Origin of the sequence: Mycolicibacterium sp. TUM20985 (assembly GCF_030295745.1) — a bacterium.
Classification (GTDB): domain Bacteria; phylum Actinomycetota; class Actinomycetes; order Mycobacteriales; family Mycobacteriaceae; genus Mycobacterium.
Window position 1 is genome coordinate 2576806 of record NZ_AP027291.1, and the last position, 18869, is coordinate 2595674.

General features: G+C 68.4%; 21 protein-coding genes. 7 read left to right on the forward strand and 14 right to left on the reverse strand.

Features of this window, described 5'->3' with window-relative positions; translation table 11 throughout:
* Nucleotides 1–18: 18 nt before the first annotated feature.
* Nucleotides 19–954 (forward strand): R2-like ligand-binding oxidase, encoded by a 936-nt coding sequence (locus tag QUE68_RS12680; protein WP_286275686.1) that lies wholly within the window; start codon nucleotides 19–21, stop codon nucleotides 952–954.
* Between the two features lie 12 nt (nucleotides 955–966).
* Here the strand turns inward: QUE68_RS12680 and tpx are convergent, their stop codons facing one another.
* The 8 genes from tpx to QUE68_RS12720 all read right to left on the reverse strand — a co-directional run bounded on the left by tpx (nucleotide 967) and on the right by QUE68_RS12720 (nucleotide 7948).
* Nucleotides 967–1461, reverse strand: a complete 495-nt coding sequence (gene tpx, locus QUE68_RS12685; protein WP_284234149.1) for a thiol peroxidase — start codon at nucleotides 1459–1461, stop codon at nucleotides 967–969.
* A 37-nt stretch (nucleotides 1462–1498) separates the two neighbouring features.
* Nucleotides 1499–2515 (reverse strand): NAD(P)/FAD-dependent oxidoreductase, encoded by a 1017-nt coding sequence (locus QUE68_RS12690; RefSeq protein ID WP_284234151.1) that lies wholly within the window; start codon nucleotides 2513–2515, stop codon nucleotides 1499–1501.
* The gene (locus QUE68_RS12695; RefSeq protein ID WP_284234153.1) at nucleotides 2512–3021 is read right to left on the reverse strand and encodes an isoprenylcysteine carboxyl methyltransferase family protein; all 510 of its coding nucleotides are present in this window, start codon (nucleotides 3019–3021) and stop codon (nucleotides 2512–2514) included. The genes QUE68_RS12690 and QUE68_RS12695 overlap by 4 nt, the downstream gene beginning before the upstream one ends.
* A 3-nt stretch (nucleotides 3022–3024) precedes the next feature.
* Complete coding sequence (locus tag QUE68_RS12700; protein ID WP_284234155.1) at nucleotides 3025–4083, reverse strand: type III polyketide synthase; 1059 nt, start codon at nucleotides 4081–4083, stop codon at nucleotides 3025–3027.
* 15 nt (nucleotides 4084–4098) lie between these two features.
* Nucleotides 4099–4446: a hypothetical protein gene (locus QUE68_RS12705; protein ID WP_349816890.1), complete on the reverse strand. Its 348-nt coding sequence runs from the start codon at nucleotides 4444–4446 to the stop codon at nucleotides 4099–4101.
* 341 nt (nucleotides 4447–4787) lie between these two features.
* Complete coding sequence (locus QUE68_RS12710; protein WP_284234157.1) at nucleotides 4788–5165, reverse strand: hypothetical protein; 378 nt, start codon at nucleotides 5163–5165, stop codon at nucleotides 4788–4790.
* 83 nt (nucleotides 5166–5248) lie between these two features.
* Complete coding sequence (locus tag QUE68_RS12715; protein ID WP_284226434.1) at nucleotides 5249–6655, reverse strand: amino acid permease; 1407 nt, start codon at nucleotides 6653–6655, stop codon at nucleotides 5249–5251.
* 78 nt (nucleotides 6656–6733) lie between these two features.
* Nucleotides 6734–7948, reverse strand: coding sequence for an ABC transporter permease (locus tag QUE68_RS12720; protein ID WP_284234159.1), 1215 nt, complete (start codon nucleotides 7946–7948; stop codon nucleotides 6734–6736).
* Between the two features lie 154 nt (nucleotides 7949–8102).
* Between QUE68_RS12720 and QUE68_RS12725 the strand changes: the two genes are divergently transcribed.
* Complete coding sequence (locus QUE68_RS12725) at nucleotides 8103–8765, forward strand: cutinase family protein (protein WP_454786441.1); 663 nt, start codon at nucleotides 8103–8105, stop codon at nucleotides 8763–8765.
* Between the two features lie 13 nt (nucleotides 8766–8778).
* Here QUE68_RS12725 and QUE68_RS12730 read toward each other — a convergent pair whose 3' ends face one another.
* The 3 genes from QUE68_RS12730 to QUE68_RS12740 form a co-directional block, all read right to left on the reverse strand.
* Entirely contained in the window at nucleotides 8779–9708 is a 930-nt protein-coding gene (locus QUE68_RS12730; protein ID WP_284234161.1) for an enolase C-terminal domain-like protein, read from the reverse strand.
* 11 nt (nucleotides 9709–9719) lie between these two features.
* Nucleotides 9720–10439 (reverse strand): GNAT family N-acetyltransferase, encoded by a 720-nt coding sequence (locus QUE68_RS12735; protein WP_284234163.1) that lies wholly within the window; start codon nucleotides 10437–10439, stop codon nucleotides 9720–9722.
* 70 nt (nucleotides 10440–10509) lie between these two features.
* Entirely contained in the window at nucleotides 10510–11340 is an 831-nt protein-coding gene (locus tag QUE68_RS12740; RefSeq protein WP_284234166.1) for a hypothetical protein, read from the reverse strand.
* A 102-nt stretch (nucleotides 11341–11442) separates the two neighbouring features.
* Between QUE68_RS12740 and QUE68_RS12745 the strand changes: the two genes are divergently transcribed.
* The 4 genes from QUE68_RS12745 (at nucleotide 11443) to upp (ending at nucleotide 15501) form a co-directional block, all read left to right on the forward strand.
* On the forward strand, nucleotides 11443–12054 hold the full coding sequence (locus QUE68_RS12745; protein ID WP_284234168.1) for a class I SAM-dependent methyltransferase: 612 nt from the start codon (nucleotides 11443–11445) through the stop codon (nucleotides 12052–12054).
* A 259-nt stretch (nucleotides 12055–12313) separates the two neighbouring features.
* Nucleotides 12314–13597 carry a GTP cyclohydrolase II gene (locus tag QUE68_RS12750; RefSeq protein WP_284226443.1) on the forward strand — a complete coding sequence of 428 codons (1284 nt, stop codon included), beginning with the start codon at nucleotides 12314–12316 and terminating at the stop codon, nucleotides 13595–13597.
* Nucleotides 13594–14850, forward strand: coding sequence for a URC4/urg3 family protein (locus QUE68_RS12755; protein WP_284234170.1), 1257 nt, complete (start codon nucleotides 13594–13596; stop codon nucleotides 14848–14850). Before QUE68_RS12750 ends, QUE68_RS12755 begins: the two co-directional genes overlap by 4 nt.
* 21 nt (nucleotides 14851–14871) lie before the next feature.
* Nucleotides 14872–15501, forward strand: a complete 630-nt coding sequence (gene upp, locus QUE68_RS12760) for a uracil phosphoribosyltransferase (protein ID WP_284230902.1) — start codon at nucleotides 14872–14874, stop codon at nucleotides 15499–15501.
* On the opposite strand, the gene QUE68_RS12765 is transcribed toward upp, so the two are convergent.
* Together QUE68_RS12765 and QUE68_RS12770 are read right to left on the reverse strand one after the other, a co-directional pair.
* Nucleotides 15502–16200, reverse strand: coding sequence for an Rv0518 family GDSL lipase (locus QUE68_RS12765; protein WP_286275687.1), 699 nt, complete (start codon nucleotides 16198–16200; stop codon nucleotides 15502–15504). It abuts the gene before it with no gap.
* Nucleotides 16201–16208: 8 nt separating this feature from the next.
* Nucleotides 16209–17450, reverse strand: a complete 1242-nt coding sequence (locus QUE68_RS12770; RefSeq protein ID WP_284236100.1) for an acyltransferase family protein — start codon at nucleotides 17448–17450, stop codon at nucleotides 16209–16211.
* A 267-nt stretch (nucleotides 17451–17717) separates the two neighbouring features.
* On the opposite strand from QUE68_RS12770, the gene QUE68_RS12775 reads away from it, so the two are divergent.
* The gene (locus tag QUE68_RS12775; protein ID WP_284236099.1) at nucleotides 17718–18164 is read left to right on the forward strand and encodes a Rieske (2Fe-2S) protein; all 447 of its coding nucleotides are present in this window, start codon (nucleotides 17718–17720) and stop codon (nucleotides 18162–18164) included.
* 6 nt (nucleotides 18165–18170) lie between these two features.
* Here the strand turns inward: QUE68_RS12775 and QUE68_RS12780 are convergent, their stop codons facing one another.
* Complete coding sequence (locus QUE68_RS12780; protein ID WP_284226450.1) at nucleotides 18171–18824, reverse strand: M15 family metallopeptidase; 654 nt, start codon at nucleotides 18822–18824, stop codon at nucleotides 18171–18173.
* Nucleotides 18825–18869: the final 45 nt, after the last annotated feature.

The window sequence follows — 18869 nt, forward strand, 5'->3', positions numbered from 1 at the left end:
GATTGGGAGGTCTTCGCCATGACACGCACACGACTCGGGTCGCTCGCCAAGGGCGGGCTGAACTGGGACAGCCTGCCGCTGAAGCTCTTCGCCGGCGGTAACGCCAAGTTCTGGGATCCGGCCGACATCGACTTCACCCGGGATCGCGAGGACTGGGAGTCGCTGTCGGAGGTCGAGCGCGACTACGCCACCCGGCTGTGTGCCGAGTTCATCGCCGGTGAGGAGGCCGTCACCGAGGACATCCAGCCGTTCATGTCGGCCATGCGAGCCGAGGGGCGCCTCGGCGACGAGATGTACCTCACCCAGTTCGCGTTCGAGGAGGCCAAGCACACCCAGGTGTTCCGCCTCTGGCTCGACGCCGTCGGGATCACCGAGGACCTGCACCACTACCTCGACGATCTTCCGGCCTACCGGAAGATCTTCTACGAGGAGCTCCCGGAGTCACTCGGCACGCTGTCGACGGATCCCTCTCCCGCCGCTCAGGTGCGCGCGTCCGCGACCTACAACCACGTGATCGAGGGCATGTTGGCGCTGACGGGATACTATGCGTGGCACAAGATCTGCGTGAGCCGCGGCATCCTTCCCGGCATGCAGGAACTGGTCCGTCGCATCGGTGACGACGAGCGACGCCACATGGCGTGGGGCACCTTTACGTGCCGGCGCCACGTCGCCGCCGACGACGCGAACTGGTCGGTCTTCGAGACCCGGATGAACGAGCTGATGCCCTTGGCGCTGGCCAACACCCAGGAGTCCTTCGCACTCTACGACGAGGTCCCGTTCGGCCTCGAGATGGACGAGTTCATGCAGTACGCCAGCGACAAGGGGATGCGTCGGTTCGGCACCATCAGCAGCGCCAGGGGCAGGCCGGTCAGTGAGATCGACCTCGACTACTCGCCGCTGCAGCTCGAGGAGACGTTCGCCGACGAGGACGAGAAGTCCCTGACGTCGGCCTGAACGCCCCTTGCCTCAGCTCAGCGCGGCGAGCGCCGCGTCGTAGTCCGGCTCCTGCCCGATCTCGGGCACCAGTTCGGAGTACGTGACGTTGCCGTCAGCGCCGATCACCACGACCGCGCGACCGAGCAGACCCGCGAAGGGTCCATCGGCGATCGCGATGCCGTAGTCCTGGCCGAAGCTGTCACGGAACCCGGAGGCCGTCGTGACGTTCTCGATGCCCTCGGCGCCACAGAACCGGCTCTGCGCGAACGGCAGATCGTTCGACACGCACAGGACCGAGATGCCGTTCGAGGCGGCCCGCTCGTTGAACGTCCGCACGCTGTTGGCGCACACCGGCGTGTCGACCGACGGAAAGATGTTCAGCAGCACGCTCTTCCCGTTGAACTGCTCGTTGGTGACGGCGCCCAGGTCGGTGCCGGTGAGGGTGAACGCGGGTGCGGGCGATCCGACCGCAGGCAGTTCGCCAACCGTGTTGATGGGATTTCCGCGCATCGTTATCTGTGCCATGGGGACAGTCTGCCAAGTGCCGCCGAAAGTCTCGCGGTCAGTACGCCAATTGGTTGACCGCGGTCGCGAAGACGGTGGGCAGGGCGGCGGCAGCGGGAACGATCCTGGCCCGGATCCGCGCATGGCCGACCGCCTCGACCAGGGCGGCGGTCAGAACGCGGTAGCGAAGGGTCTCCCGGCGCCAGCGACGGTCGTAGGCGTCGGGCCGATCGGCGAGTACGCAGTCCACCAGCAGTCGTGCTCCACCGAACGCCAACCCCAGCCCCTCGCCCGTCAACGCGTCGATGTACCCCGCGGCGTCACCGACCAGCATCACCCGCCCCGCCGTCCGGCTGCGGGCCTTCTGGCGCAGCGGACCTGCGGCCCGGTCGGGTCCATGGGCATGACCGTGAACCCGCTCCACGAGCTCGGGGAAATGCTCGAGGTGGCCGTCGAAACCGCTGCGGGTCGAGCTGAGGATGGCGATGCCGACGCAGTCTTCGGCGACCGGCGTCACGTACGCCTCGGCACCGGGCGCCCAGTGCACTTCGACGGAGTCCGTCCACGGCGCGATCTCGAGGTGGCGTCGGATCCCCCACCGCCGCGGGCCCCGACTGGCCTGCTCCAGCCCCAGGGCGCGCCGCAGGGGTGAGTGCAACCCGTCCGCTGCCGCGAGGTATCTGGCGCGCAGGTCCCCCATCCGCACCGACGCCGAGTCCTGCGACACCTCGCCGACGTCACCGTGCACGAACCGGACGCCCGCGGCGTCGGCGGCATCGCGCAGGGCGGTGTGCAGCACCGTCCTGCGCACTCCGAGACCGGCGCCCGCGCGAAAGGTGGCGTTCACGCGCCGGCGTCCGTCGAGATAGCTGATTCCTTGTAGTGCAGAGCCTTTCGGGGCGACGCCGAGGCGTTCGAGGTGGGCGAGGGTGTGCGGCATCATGCCCTCACCGCACGCCTTGTCGAGCGCTCCGTGGCGGCGTTCGACGACGACCACCTCGAGCCCGGCCCTCGCGCCGTACAACGCGGTCACGAGGCCCGCCGGTCCGCCACCGGCGATCAGCAGGTCGATCACGACAGGCTCGCGAGCGCGGTGTTCTCCACCTTGATCCTGGTCCGCAGCAGTGCGGCGTTGAGCACCGTGAACGCGCAGGCGGTCAGCCAGGCGGTGTGTACCAGGGGTAGCGCGATGCCTTCGACCACGACCGCGACGTAGTTCGGATGCGCGAACAGGCGGTACGGACCACCGGTGATGCGATTCGCCCCCGGGACGACGATGACCCGGGTGTTCCATTGCGGTCCGAGCGCGGTGATGCACCACCAGCGCAGGATCTGGGCGCCGACGACGATGGCCAGCATCGGCCAGCCGAGCGCCGGGATGAACGGTCGGTGCAGGACCAGTGGCTCGACCACGCAGCAGACGAGCAGCCCGACGTGCAACGTGACCATGGCGGGATAGTGGCCGGCTCCGAACTCCATGCCGCCGTTGAGGCGGCTCCAGGCCCGATTCCGTTGGGAGACAACGAGTTCTCCAACGCGCTCGACGGCGATGACCCCGATGAGCAGCGAATACCAGATCATTTCTCAGCGCCAACGCAGCAGAACGAGTTCGGAGCAGAAGCCCGGACCCATTGCCATCATCATTCCCGGTGTGCCCGGTTCGGGGCGTTTGGCGATGGTGTCGCGCAGCACGTGCAACACCGACGCCGAGGACATGTTGCCCACCTCGGCGAGGGAACGCCACGTCAGCTCCAACGCGTCATCGGAGAGTCCGAGCGTGGCGGTGATGGCCTCGATGACCTTGGGTCCGCCGGGATGGCTCACCCACGTACCGACGTCCTCGATGCTCATGTCATGTGCCGCAAGGAAATTCCTGACGTCGTCGCCGAGATGGCGTTCGACGACCCTGGCCACGTCGGGTGAGAGGACCAGGCGGAAGCCGCTGGAGTCGATGTCCCACCCCATCGTGCGCTGCGAATCCGGATACAGATGACTCCGTGAGTCGAGCACCTCGGGGCCGGACGCATCCACGTCGTCGGCGCGGCGGTCGCCGACGGCCACCACGGCGGCCGCCCCGTCGCCGAACAGGCTGCTGCCCACGACGGTGGCCATCGACGGATCGCGTTTGGGTATCAGCGAGCACAGTTCCACGGCCACCAGGACGGCGACGTCGTCGGGTGCACCACGCAGGTAATCGTGGAGTCGCGCCACGCCCGCTGCCCCCGCCACGCAGCCGAGCCCGAACATCGGCACCCGGCGGACGTCGGGTCGCAGGCCGATCTTGCCGGCGATGCGGGCCTCCAGGGTCGGCACCGCTAGACCGGTGACCGTCGTCGAGTAGATGACGTCGACGTCGGACGGTTGCAGGCCGGCCTCGTCGAGCGCCCCCAGCAACGCTGCACACCCCAGCTCGACGGCGTGCTCGATGAAGAGGTCATTGGCCGCGCCGAAGTCGTCGAGCGCGGCGTATTCCTCGATGGGAAGCACCATGTGCCTGCTGTCGACCTTCGCGCTCTGGTGCAGCTTGCGGATGGGGTCGGCGTACTCCGCGTATCCCGGGATGGCCAGCAGTGCCTCGGTCACCTGGGCCTGGGTGTAGCGGTGCGATGGGAGTTGTCCCCGTACGGCGGCGATCACACTCATGTCACCCTCCTCGTTCTAGATACGGCATTCGGTACCGAATGGTTCACGGATGTGTTGGCCGGAGCGGGCGACGGTGGTCGCTCCGGCGTAGTGGTTGAGGCCGAGGCGGTGGTTTCGACGTGTGAGCCGCCCTGGGGCCCACGAATTCCACTCCCCCAGCACGCGCTTGAACGCCGGCATCAGGATCATCCCCACCAGCGTGGCGTCGGTCAGCACGGCCAGCGTGAGGCCGAGTCCGAACACCCGGTACGCCGCGGCGGAGCGGCGAAATGGTCCACGAATCTTCAAGGCGTTCAAGCGATCCCCGAGCGATACGATGACCGCGGGGGTGACGATGAGGGCGGCCGCCGCGGCGAACGCCACCGTCGCGACCCGGCATAGGCGAACGATCGTTGCCGAGAATAGCACCGTGCGGCCCGCCGTAACCATGGTTATGGCAAGGGCCTCCGGCGACCGTCACCAGCGTCGCGATGACGACCAAGCGCCGCGGTGCGGCGATGGCCAGGCGGGCGATCTCGTGCAAGAACGAGCGTCGCGGTCCCGCGTGCGTCACGGTGGCTCCCTACGGTGCACATGTCAACAGTTGATGACTTGCGACGGTAGGGCCCCTAGGGAGCTGTGTCAACAGGCGGTGACTTGACGCAAGGATCCCCCGGGGCGATCGTCGATCACCCCGGGGGATCCCCGTATTCGATTTACCGGCGCTACCCGGCGTTGGCGCAGAAGTTCGGGACGCAGAAGCTGGCACCGCCGGGCCCGGCCGTGGCGCTGCCTCCGGGCACGTACGCGCTGGCGCCGTCGGGACTGGTGGCGGCACCCGCGCCGGGAACCGTTGCCTCGGTGCCGTCGGGACCGGCCTGCACACCCGCGCCGGGAACGGTGGCCGCTGCCCCATCGGGTCCAGCGACAGCGCCTGCGCCGGGCACTGCCGCGCCAGCGCCATCGGGCCCGGCGTCAACGCAGGCAGGCGTGCCTTCGACGCCGCAGGGTGGTGGTGGATTGGCCCCAGCCAGGGGGGCGAACGCGATGGCCGTCGCACCGGCGCCGGCCACCAGGAACTGTGTCAGGAGGTGCTTTCTCATGCCAGTCGGGTACCACCCCATGAGCTCCTCGAAACCACATCTTCGATGAATGCCGATGTCGTGGAGCGAGGTTCAGCGCGCACTCAGGACGAACCGGCATCGGCCCCGCGATGGTCGCGGCGGTGCACCACCACGCCCGCCACGACGATGAACACGGCCGATATCAACGACAGGAAGATTGCCTGCTGTTGATCGGGATCGAACGCCATCAGCACTAGAACGGCGACGATCGCCACGATCACCGCGACGGTGAGATACGGGAACAACCACATCTTGACCGGCGCCCGCTCCCCCTCGGCACGCATCTTGCGGCCCAGCACGAACTGGCTGACCGCGATCGCGAGGTAGACGAAGAGCGCCACGGCGCCACTGGTGGCGAGGAGATAGCCAAAGATCTTCTCCGGCAGCACGTAGTTACCGGCGACCGCTATGAAGCCCACGACCATCGACGCCAGTACGGCCACCCACGGCACACCGTTGCCGGTCAGCTTGCTGACCGACCGCGGCGCGTCCCCACGTTGACCGAGGGAGAACAACATGCGGGAGGCCGTGTACAGCGACGAGTTCAGGCAGGACGCCACCGCCGTCAGGATGACCAGGTCCATGACGATCTTGGAGCCGGGAATGCCGATGGCCTCGAGCGTGGACTGATACGAACCGTTCGCCAGCTTGTCGTACGGCATGAGCGCGACGATCACGAAGATCGACCCGATGTAGAACAGGGAGATGCGCCATATCACCGAGTTCACGGCCTTGCTGATACCGGTGGTCGGATCGGGTGACTCGGCGGCCGCGATGGTGACGATCTCGGTGCCCATGAACGAGAACATCGTGACCAGCATGCCGGCGATCACCGCACCGAACCCGTTGGGCATGAACCCGTCTGGCTCCCAGAGGTTGTGGATGCCGCTGACTTCCGAGTCGGGAATCAGGCCGAAGATCGCCGCGGCGCCAATCCCGATGAACGCCACGATGGCAACGACTTTGATGAGGGCGAACCAGAACTCGAACTCGCCGTAGTTGCCAACGCTGATGAGGTTCGTCGCCGTGAGCAGCAGCGTGACGGCGAGTGCCCAGAACCACTGGGGCCAGCCCACCAGGTCGGACAGGATCGAGGCCGCCGCCGTTGCCTCGACCGGGATGACGAGCACCCAGAACCACCAGTACAGCCAACCGGTGGAGAAACCGGCCCACCCGCCCAGTGCGCGTTCGGAGTAGACGGAGAACGAACCAGTGTCGGGATTGGCCGTGGCCATCTCCCCCAGCATGCGCATCACCAGTACGACGAGGCTGCCCGCCAGGAAATAGGAGATGAGGACGGCGGGACCGGCCTCCTTGATGGCGTTCGCCGAACCGACGAACAGGCCCGCCCCGATCACTCCGGCTATCGAGATCATCGTGATGTGACGCGGTTTCAGACTGGTGCCCAACGCGCCCTCGGGCGTCTTCGATTTCGACGCCTGATTGGTCGACGGTGCTCGGTTGCTCATTGGAACGCCACCCCTTCGGTCCGTGCCGGGTGGGCGACACCCGCCCGGAGACGCGTTGGTTGCCCACCCCGTGCCGGATCAAAACTTCGCGTTACCGGACCCCGATGCACCCGATTTCGGGCCGCGGTAGACGACCATCTCACGCGACAGGATGCGGCGGATCCGCGGCTCGCGGCTGCAGGTCACCGCAAAGACGGTGAGCAGAACCCAGCTGGTCACCGCGCTGGCCAGCACCAGCAGAAAGGCCGCCCATTGTCCGCCGACCAATTCGGTCGAGGCCGTCTGGCGTGACCACAGACGCCAGAAGATCATCAGGTTCACGGTCAGTCCGACGCCGTAGGACAGGGCGAACGAGAAGAGGAAGGGCTGCCATGTGCCATCGTTCAGACGCGCCGAAATCGGCTCGTGCCGAAGGGGATACAGCACCGACAGCACGTTGCCGACGCCCAGCCAGATGAACACCATCGTGATCAGCTGATCTCCCATTGCGATGGGGTTGCCTTCCTCGGCGAAGGTCAGGAAGACGATGACGGGCAGCGCGGCCACGGTCACCAGCGCCGCCATGGCGAGGTTCTTGGTGACCAGGATCTGCCAGATTCGTACGCCGTGCGACATCGCGTCGCGCACCCGCTGCGCCTCGAAACACAGAGCATTGGTGCACACGACACTCCCGACCACCGCCGAGAACAAGTAGAGCGAGAGCCGGCCGACGTCGTCGTACCTCGTCCAGCCGCTGAAGTGGTAGAAGGTGACCAGCGACAGGCTGATGCCCAACGTGATGAGCAATCGGACGAGGATGTCGCGGGGCTTGTCGGCGACCACATGCCGATTCTCGTCGATGATGCGCCTCCCCGCGCCGGACACTGGCGCGACGCGCAGCACGGCGAGGCGTTTCGTCGGCCTCGCGCCGACCCCGTCGATGTCCGTACCGTCCGCCCGGGTGACGGCGAGGATCGCCTCGGCGACGGCGGCCCTGGCGAGCGCCACGGCCACGACGGCGTTCGCGCGGGCCCGTTCCGGTGACTCGACCTGTGCCCGCGTCAGCTCGGCGTCCCGCTGGTAGTCGGTAGCGCGCTCGCGCCAGCCATCCGACGCCGCGGTCGCGGCGATGTCGTGGACGGTCTCGTGCACCGCTGCCAGTTCGGCCCAGGCGTCCTCGACCACCCGGCGCAGCGCGTCGTCGCCGAACTGCGCGGCGGCCGCGGCGCGGTCGAGGCGCCGGAGGGCGTCGGCGAGGAACCGCAGCTCGTCTACGGCGGCGATGTCGGGAGCGGAATCGGCCTCCGAGGTCATGACGCCTACTGAACCATCCCGAAAGTCCGGTGGCGACGCTGCGCGACGCCGACATCTGGGATCAGACGGTAACCTGGTAACAGAGTGACGGGAGTGACGATTGGGTATGTGATCGGCATTGCCCCACCCAACCCCTTCAGGTCAAGGAGCGGCCTTGAACGTCTCAGCTAGTGCCACGCGCCGATGTGCGGTCGCCGGTGCGGTTCTCGTGCTGACTGCCGCCACGCCGGCCGTGGTGGCGGCGCCCGCGGCAGCGGCGGCCGACTGCCCCGACATCGAGGTGGTGTTCGCCCGCGGAACCGACGAGCCGCCGGGGATCGGCGTCGTCGGCCAGGCTCTCGTCGACGCGCTGAAACCGCTGGTGAAGGGCGATTCGATTCGTTCCTACGCCGTGAAGTACCCCGCGTCCTACGACTTCCTGGGCGTTGCGACGGGTGCCAACGACGCCAGCGCCCGCGTGCAGGCGACGGCGAAGAACTGTCCCAAGACCAAGATCGTCCTCGGCGGCTACTCGCAGGGTGCTGCGGTCATGGACGTCGTGACGACATCCCCCATCGCGGGGCTCGGGTTCAAGACCCCGATGCCTCCCACGATGGCCGACCACGTCAGTGCCGTCGCCGTCTTCGGTAATCCCTCGGCGCGGCTGGGGCAGCCCCTGACGACGCTCAGCGCGCTCTACGGACCCAAGACCGCCGACATGTGCAACACCAACGACCCGATCTGCTCACTAGGCCGGGATTTCACCTCACACGTCCGGTACCCGCAGTCAGGCCTGGTCAAGCGGGCCGCCCAATGGATCGCCGACAACCACCTCTAACCGACGATCACCTCTAACCGACGACCACCTGTAGCCGACGACGCCACCAATCGATGCGGCCCCGATCGGTCAGGGCGTACCGCGCCAGGAACTCCGGTGCCGGCTCGGCGGCCATCGGCGCGACCGGTAGGTAGCCGGCCACGGGGCGCAGTGAGCGGCGCTCCGCCACGACGTCCCCGGTCAGCAGGGTGATGGTGCCGAGCCCGCAGGCGAAGGGGAGTTCGGGCAGCGCGCCCGCCAGTGCGAGGCCGGAGGCCAGGCCGATGCTGGTCTCGTTGGAGGACGACACCACGCATGGCCGCTCGAGGCGCTCAGCCAGCCGCAACGCGCGCCGCACGCCGCCGAGCGGCCCGCTCCGCAGGATCGCGACGTCCGCCCCGTCGGCCAGCCACGCGCTCGCGGCGACCGGAACGTCCAGCCCGCGGCGGACGGCGGCCAGCTCGTCGGGCGTGCGCCACGGTGCCGCGACGAACTCGAGCGCGCCGGCGGCCTTTGCCAGCCGCGCAATGGCCAGGACGGCGTCGTCGACGTCGTGAATCTTATTGGTGTGGAATCGAATTGAACCCCGCGGACCGAGCGCCTCCCGAACGGCTTCCACCCGCGCGAGATCAGCGGCCAAGGAGTCCGGCGTAGCGGTGACGGTGACGTCGGCGGTCAGGCACCCCGAGTCCACGACGATGCGGTGGGTCTCGGCGGGATCGACCGCGGGCACGGCCACGGCGATCGCGATCCGGCCCCGCACCGGGTCTGGCCACCCGACGGTTCCACCCTCCATGGCCGCGGTCAGCCACCGCGCCGTCTCGCGGTCATCGGAGTCGGGCGGCGGACTGAACTCACCCCATGCTTGCGGGCCCTCGAGCAGCATGCCCTCGCGGACACCGGACCCGTCGCTGGTGGGGATGCCGAAGACCGGTGCGGTGTCGAAGTCGATAAATGCCTTCATCAAGCACAAAGCTAGCGAAGCATCAGGTCGGCGGGCGCCCGGTACGCCTGCACGCTCGGGGCGACGACTTCGAATCCGGCCCTGCGGTACACGCGGCCGGCCGGATTGACCGCCTCGGTGACGATGACCCATTCGGTGCATCCGCGCGAGGCGGCCCAGCTGGCCGCGACGCCGAGCAGGTGGGACGCAATCCCCCGGCCCCGGTGTTCAAGCGCGGTGCCGACGTTCTGGTAGCGCGCCGTGCCGCCGCAGTCGACGATCCCCAGTTCGGCGACCAATCGGCTCTCGAAGAACGCGCCGACGAACTGGGCGACGTCGTGGTCGACCAGGTCGCGCTGAGCGTTGGCACGGGCCGTCGCGAACCGTTCGTGGGTGCCCTCGGAGACCGCACGGGTGATGACCTGCTCCCAGTCGGCGCCAACGAGGGCGTGGACGTCGTATCCGACGGGTGGCGTCGTCTGTTTTGGCAGAACCGCCGTCGCCAACACGTCGTCCAGTTCCAACTCCAGCCCGCAGGTCGCCCACGCCTGCGGGTTCGCGGGCATCTGGGCGAGTCCGATCGCGATCCAGTCGGCGTCCGGCACGGCGCTCCGGAAGGTCCGCACCCAGCGGTCCGCATCGTCGACCGCCTGGCTATCGGTGACGAAGATGCAATTGCCCCAATGGAAGTCGGGGTTGCGGGGAGTACGGACGACGAGGTGATCGCCGCGATCCTCGACGGTGGAACCCATGTGCGCAAGCACCGCCAGATCGGTAGTCCAACCGATCGGGAGCCTCCGGGTTGGTAAGCCGTGCGGGTCGTCAGCCGAAGAAGCCATGACTGCCCGACTGCCCGGGCGTCGCCCGGCCCTTGTCGGTGTCGCGCGGCGGCGGTGGCGGCGTTGCGCTCAACGGCGCCCGCGTCACGTTGGTCTGCGGCTTCTTCGGTGGATCGTTGGGGGTTCGGTACTGCGGCGTGTACTGCCGCGTGGCGGGTGGCTTGAGCTGCTCAGCCGTGGGAGGTGGCGGAGGTGGCGGTCCCGGCGGTGGTGGGGGCAGTGGCGCGGCCGATGGTGGCAGGGGCGCCGCCGACGTGGTTGGCGCGGCCGGTTTGGCGGACTCGGTCGTGGCCGTTGGCGTCGACTCCTCGACGGCGGGGCCCGGGCCGCGCAGCACGACGACCGCTCCGACGACGGCGAGGATGCCCGCGGCGATCGCCGCAGCGATCAGGACCGACCTCGACCGGGACCGCGAACCGCCGGACCGCGCCTTGAAATCCCAGGCACCGCTGTTGGAGAGACGGGATTCCCACGACGGCTTGGGGGCGGCGGCGACGAAGCCGCTGCGGCGCGTGGGCACGATGTTCAGCGTCGCGGCGATGGAACTTGAAACCGGCCGGTCCTCGACGTCGGCACGTGGCGGGTCTTCGCGCCGAGCAGGTTCGGGCGCGACCGGCGCGGCGGCGATCATGTCCGCCACGAACCACCGGTCGGTGTCCTCGCCGCCGTCGTCGGGGTGAGTCGCCACTGGCTCGACTGGCTGGACTGGCTCGGGCGGTCGCACCGGGGCTTCGTCGGCTGGCTGTGCCATGCCGAACCACCCCTCGTCGGGGTCGTCGAAGGCATATTCGACGTCGATGCGCCGGACGGTCACAGCTCGATGTTAGTCGGATTCCCCGGGACGGCGGCCCGGCGTGTGGACGCCCCCGCGTACTCAATGTTCCCCACCCCGCTCACCGCTGGAAGGATGTCGGGGGTGAGCACGCGATGGCAGCACACCGATGCGCCCCGTGGTGACGACTACGACGCGCGGTGGGCACGGCTCGCCGAGGCCGGCGAAGGCATCCACGGTGAGGCCGACCTCGTCGACGACCTCTTGAGGGCGACGGGTGGACGGCGGGTCCTCGACGCCGGGTGCGGAACCGGGCGAGTCGCGATCGAACTGGCCCGCCGGGGCCATGACGTCGTCGGCATCGACGCCGATCCCGACATGCTCGACACCGCGCGCGCCAAGGCGCCGGAGCTCACCTGGCTGCATGGCGATCTCGCCGAGCCGCCGGGCGCCTCGTTCTCCTCCGTCGACGTCGTCCTGCTTGCGGGCAACGTGATGATCTTCCTCGACCCGGGCACCGAAGCGCTCGTGGTCGGCGGACTGGCGGCTGCCCTGGCGCCGGGCGGCCGGCTGGTGGCCGGCTTCTCGATCTGGCCGGACCGCCTGCCGCTCGAGGAGTACGACCAGTACACCGCCGCTGCCGGGTTGACGCTCGAGAATCGTTGGGCGACATGGGATCGCACCCCTTATGACGGGGGTGACTACGCCGTGTCGGTGCATCGTCGGGCACGTGTGGCAGGGTCGTCGCTCTCGTGACCATGACACCCGACGGTATCCACACGCTGGCGATGACGCGGATCGACGGCTATGTCGAGCCGAGCTGGCCGGAGCGAGGCCAGTGCAGCAGATGCACTTGGACATCTCCGACCCTGCCGGGCATCCCTTCTGCCTGACCACCGTCGGCGCGTAGCCCGGCTCGCACAGATCGCGGCCGACGAACGCGTTGACCGCCAAGTCGCTAAGCTGGCGCCTCTCGGCTGGATCGCCAGCAACCCCGACGAGCGAGGAGCGAGGAGTGACTGCCGACGCAGATGCCGCGAACTCCCCCGCCGTGTCGAAGTCCGCTGCCGGACACATCCGATTGACCTCGCACAGCGGCGGAGTCGGCGCGCTCCAGATCACGTGGTACGCCCCAACGGCGACCGAGCGCGGACCGGTGATCGGAACCACCACCAAGCGGGCGCACCGCAACGTGATCGGCACGCACAGCGGTTCCTACGGTGTGTACCGGGCGCTGGCCATCGCCGCGGGCGCGCTGTCCCGTGAGCACAAGGCAGACCTCACCGATACCGCGCCGACCGACGTCATCGGCCCCCATCCGCAGTGGAGCGAGCCCGGCAAGATCGTCAGCCTGGATCCGTGGGGAGCCACGGTCGCCGAGGTGTTCGCCGACGAACTCGCCGCCGGTCACGACATGCGCCCGTCCATCGCCGTCACGAAGGCGCACGTCATCCTGCCCGAGATCGTCGACGCCGTACGCCACGGCAGGCTCGTCCCCGACGGCACGGTGCTGCTGCCCAGTGGCGCGGCACTGGTGACCAAGGCGGCGATCGAGCCGGTCTGGTATCTGCCGGGGGTGGCGCAGCGGTTCGACTGCACCGAGACCGATCTGCGCCGGGTCCTGTTCGAGGAGACCGGCGGGATGTACCCCGAGCTCGTCACCCGTTCGGATCTCGAGGTATTCCTTCCCCCCATCGGCGGGCAGACCGTCTACGTCTTCGGGAATCCCACCGATCTGGCGGATCCGTCGGTCGAGCTGACGGCGCGCGTCCACGACGAGTGCAACGGTTCGGACGTGTTCGGCTCCGACATCTGCACCTGCCGGCCGTATCTCACGCACGCCATCGAGGAGTGCATCCTCGGCGCCCAGCGCGGCGGCGTCGGATTGGTGGCCTACTCGCGCAAGGAGGGGCGCGCCCTCGGCGAGGTCACGAAGTTCCTGGTCTACAACGCCCGCAAGCGCCAAGTCGGCGGCGACACCGCTGATCAGTACTTCGCGCGGACGGAATGTGTTGCGGGCGTGCAGGACATGCGCTTTCAGGAGCTGATGCCGGACGTGCTGCACTGGTTCGGCGTTCGCAAGATCCACCGCCTGGTGTCGATGAGCAACATGAAGTACGACGCCATCACGGGGTCGGGCATCGAGGTCGGCGAGCGCGTCAACATCCCCGACGAACTGGTGCCGGCCGATGCACGCGTCGAGATCGACGCCAAGATGGCCGCCGGTTACTTCACCCCGGGACCCGTCCCCGACGGTGCGGAGCTGAAAAAGGCGAAGGGCCGCGGGCTGAGCGGATGACCCTCGGCACCACGGGCGCTCAGAACGCCGAGAAAGCCGATGGCGCAATGGCTTTGCTGCGAACGACCGCTGCCGTTCGCGAGCGCGCCAACCACCTGCTGCGGCGGGCGCGCGCCGGCGGATCGGCGTACTTCGACGTCGACGACTCCGCACTGCCGGTCGCGGTGGCCGAGGTCGTCGAGGCGACCCGTCGTCGCTATCCGGATCTGCACATTCCGTTCCACAGTCGATGGCGGCACTTCGAGGCAGGCGGTATCGACCGCAAGACCGAGTTGGAGACGCGACTCACGGCACCCGATGCCGGGGCGCGTGCGCGGGCGATGATCGATCTGGTGGTGGTCAGCGTCCTCCTCGACGCAGGCGCAGGCCCCGACTGGCATTACGACGAGGCGGCCAGTGGCCGGCGTTTCGACCGGTCCGAGGGGTTGGCCGCGGCCAGCTGGAACGCCTTCGTCGACGGGCTGTTCTCGAGTGCCGCCGACGCACCGCTGCGGGTCGACGCCGTGGGCCTGCTGAACCTGACTCCCGCACGGCTCGCCGAAGCGTTCCAGGTCGGGCCCGGCAATCCGTTGGTCGGCATCGACGGCCGGGTGCAGCTGCTGCACCGGCTGGGCCGGGCGCTGGCCGCGCAGCCCGAGGTCTTCGGTCCGCTCGGCCGCCCCGGTGACCTGTTCGACCGGCTGCTGCCCGGGACTGGTCCGGCAACCATCGACGCCCACGACGTCCTATCGCTGCTGCTCGACACGCTGTCCGGGATCTGGTTGGCGGACAACGTCATTGGCGGGCAGCCGCTCGGCGACTGCTGGCGTCACGCGGCGGTCCCCGGACCCGGCCTCAGCGCGGGCTGGATGCCCTTCCACAAGCTGTCGCAGTGGCTGACCTATTCGCTGCTCGAGCCGTTCGCATGGGCCGGTGTCCGCGTGGTGGGTCTGGACTCGCTGACCGCGCTCCCCGAGTATCGCAACGGTGGGCTGCTGCTGGACACCGGCGTGCTCCGCATGCGCGATCCACGATGGCTGACGACTCCATGGGCGGTGGGTGACGAACCAATCGTCGAATGGCGGGCCCTCACGGTCGCCCTACTCGACGAACTGGCGCCCGCGGTCCGTGACGATCTCGGCGTCGACGCCGAACACATGCCGCTGGCGTGTGTGCTCGAAGGGGGTACCTGGGCGGCCGGTCGCGTGCTGGCGCAGCGGCTCCGGGGTGGTCTGCCGCCGTTGGTCATCGTCAGCGACGGCACGGTCTTCTGAGGGGATGGCATGAGCGACGACATGGACGGCCTGCATCTGATCGACCATCCACTGATACAGCACAAACTCACGCTGCTGCGTCGGAAGGAGTCCTCCACGAAGACCTTTCGACAACTCGTCAACGAGATCGCCACGCTGTTGGCCTACGAGGTGCTCCGCGACGTTCCCTTGCACGACATCGAGATCGAGACGCCGCTGGAGACCATGACGGGGCGGGTGATCGACGGCAAGAAATTGGTCTTCGTGTCAATCCTGCGCGCGGGCACCGGCATTCTCGACGGCATGTTGGACGTGGTGCCGAGCGCCCGGGTGGGCCACATCGGGCTGTACCGCGACCCGAAGACGCTCGTCGCCGTCGAGTACTACTTCAAGATGCCCGGCGACCTCCACGAGCGCGACGTCGTGATCGTCGATCCCATGCTGGCTACGGGCAATTCGGCGGTCGCGGCCGTGGATCGGCTCAAGGAGTGCGGCCCCAAGTCGATCAAGTTCGTATGCCTGCTGACCTGTCCCGAGGGGGTGGCGGCGATGCGGACGGCGCACCCGGACGTGCCGATCTACACGGCGGCCGTCGATCGCCAACTCGACGAACACGGCTACATCCTGCCGGGGCTCGGCGATGCCGGCGACCGCATCTTCGGCACCAAGTAGTCAGACCCGGCGCGGCAACTGACCACCGATGAGCGGCGCGATCATGTCCGCCATGTACACGTGGCCGGCATCCGTCGGGTGCACACCGTCCGGTCCGATCAGGTCGGGCCGGTCGACGAACCACCGCTCGGCGATCGGGTCGATGAACGTGGCTCCCGCCAGTACGGACTGGAACGCCAGGATGTCGCGGATCTGCAGGACGGCCGGCGGGACGTCGGCCGTCGGCCACGGCGGTCCGATGACGAGGAGTCGCGCGGTCGGTGCGATGCCGTGCGCGAGGGAGAACGCGTTGAAGATCTGCCCGCTGAGCGCGTTCGGGTCGATGCCCTGGTCATTGCGCGAGCCGTAGAACACCACCAGGGCGTCGTCGGGTTTGACGGCCCGCGGAACGAGATCGCCGAAGAGGTTGCCCTGGTCGCCGCGTGCCCCGTAGCCGGCCCGGCCCTCGGCGGCCACGTCGGCGTTGACCGGCACGCCCTGGCGCGCCAGGGTCCGCCACGCCCGCACGGGCCAAGCGTTGCCGCCCTGACCGCCGATCGCGGTGCCATTGGTATAGGAGTCACCGACGACGGCCACGCGGCTGAGCGGAGCGCCTGCGGTCAGGGCGTGGTACTGCGTCACCCGGGTCGACGGCGCGTGGAGCAGCAATCCGACAAGCAGGGCGACCGACGTGACGAAGGTGGCCAGACGAGTACCCATCGTGCGCATCATCCCGCCCGCAGGGTCTTGGGCCGGTCCTCACCTGGGCCGGCGATGGACTTCAGGACGTCGCCGGCCGGGTCGGAGAGCGGCGTGTGTGCGACCTCGACCGGGGTCCGGCGTTCACCGACCATCCGCCTCATCCACATGCGGGCGGGCTCCTCCACGAAGTGAAACAACAGGATCGCCAGGACGACGGCGACGACGATCAGCCCGACGAACACCAGCTTCGCGTTGATGCTCGGCACCATGGTGATCTCGTACTGCGCCATGATCCACAGCCACGAGGTGTGGACCAGTTCGTGCACCATGTAGAGGCCGAATGACACCTGTCCCCCGTAGACCAGAGCCCGGGTCGACAACAGGGCCGGCAGCGTGCCGGACCCGATCGCCAACGTCACGATCAACGGCATGAACAGCACACCGACGAGGCCGAAGTCGTCGCGAATGGACGGGATGGGATGCGCTTGGAACCAGTAGAGCGCCCCGACGATCGTGGCGAGCAGCAGCACCGAGGCGAGACCGGCACCGCGCTGGGCGCGTTCGGTGGGTCGCAGCTTCCGCACGGCGGCACAGGCCAGCGCGCCCGCGGTGAATTGCAGGACGATGCGCGGTAGCCAGCTCCACGGGGTGTAGAACTGTCCCCCCGAACCCACTAGCAGCAACATCGGCGGCAGAGATACCGCGACGGCGAGGAGCAGCAGACCCCGGGCCCGCGTCGCCCGCTGGATCCTGAACACCGCGAGCACCAGCAACCCGAACAGGAGGTAGGCGAGCCACTCGGCGCTGATGGACCACGCGGGGCCGTCCCAGCTCGAGCCGTCGAAGAACGGCTGGAACCAGAGTTGCACCATGAACAGCTGGCGTAGGTAGGTCACCGCCGTGAGCGTGCTCGCCTCGGGCGACGGGAAGTCTCCGACGTTCAGCGTGAAGACGATCCACAACGCGGCGAGATGCATGGTGAACAGGTACAGCGGCCACACCCTGGCGAGCCGCAGCCACAGGAAGTGCATCGTGCTCCTCGTCGACCACGAGTCCCCCATGCGATCGAGGTAATTCCAGGTCAGGACGAAGCCGCTGAGGATGAAGAACAGGTCGACGCCCTGTGCGCCGCAGTCCAGAATCGGCTTCAGTGAGTCATACAGCGGTGGCGAAGCCATCTCGAGCAGGGGCCGGAAGTGGAACAGGACGACCCACAGCGCGGCCACGATGCGCAGGCCGGACAGGGCCCTGATCTCTCCGCTGCGCACAACACTCTTTTCGTGACTCTGCTGTTCTCTTCGCGTGTGATCCGCGCCGTTGCGTCCGCCAGCCGTGCGGGTCGGTGACCCGCCACCGGCTCATGGCAGGGTAACAGCGTTGCTTCGGCCCGGGCACGTCCGCAACGCCGTGTGGTTCCCGAACGGGCCGAATTGACCACTGTACGAGCCGGTCTCGCGATTCAGGTCCGAAGCCGGCGGTTCGAGCTAGGCTTCTGGGCAGTGACCTGCGCCCCTACCGACACGAGGATCCCACCAATGCTCGAAGAAGTTCGTCCGCCGCGCCGAGCGGTCGTCGTCGGAGCTGGGCTCGGTGTGATCGCCACCGCCGTAGCCGCGTGCGGGTCGTCCACGACCACCCCGCAGGCCAGTTCCGAGACGTCGAGCCAGCCACCCGCACCCACCGGCTCGGCGAGTCCATCGGTCTCGGGCGCGCTGGCCGCGGTCGCCGACGTCCCCGTCGGGTCGGGAGTCATCGTCGGCGACGTCGTCATCACCCAGGCGACGGCAGGTGACTTCAAGGGCTTCTCGTCGGTGTGCACGCACGCCGGTTGCAACGTCTCCAAGATCACCGACGGGAAGATCGTCTGCCCCTGCCACAACAGCGAGTTCAATCTCGACGGGACCGTGGCTCAGGGGCCTGCGAAGAAGCCGCTGGAGGCCAAGGCCGTTTCCGTACAGGGAAATTCGATCGTCACAGGCTGATCGGGCCTACCCGGCGGCGTTGGGTCTCAGCGGCGGGCAGTTGCCCTGGTCGTCGACGGCGAGCTCGAAGTGCCAGATCTCGTTGGCGTAGATCTGGCACAACCCGAACTTCGGGCCGTTGCGGATCATCCACTCGTCCGCGGCGACGGGTCCGACGTCCACCGCCCTGCCGAACACGTGCATCGACGCATCCGGTGACGCCACGAACTGACTCGCGACGTCGACGCTGCCGTAGGTCACGACGGCTTCGTCGAAGAGTCGTCGCTGAAAACCCTTCGACCGCCAGCCCGACGTCAGCCTCACGTCAACCCCTTCGGTGGCGGCGGCGCGGGCGGCATCCTGAATGGCATTGCGCAGCAAGGGGTCCAACAGGCCGACCACGGGGTTCGCGTCGTCGAACGGGGATGCCGTCTGACCGTCGGGAATCGACCCGCCGGTCGTGTCCACGGCGGCCTGGCCGATCGAGAGTGCCGCGGCGTCGGCCGGTCCCGCGGTGGCCACGGGCGGCGTCGCGGCCGACCCGATCGCCAGCGGCGCGATGGCGATGGTCGGGCTACGCGTCGGCGTCGGCGCTGGGGTCGGTGTGGTGGGCGCGCATCCGGTCAGGATGGCGGTGAGCCCGACGGTCGCCGCGACCATCCCGTTCACCCCCTGACGCATGTGGTGAGCGTATTCGCCATCGGTGATGGCACGGGCCCCGGAGCC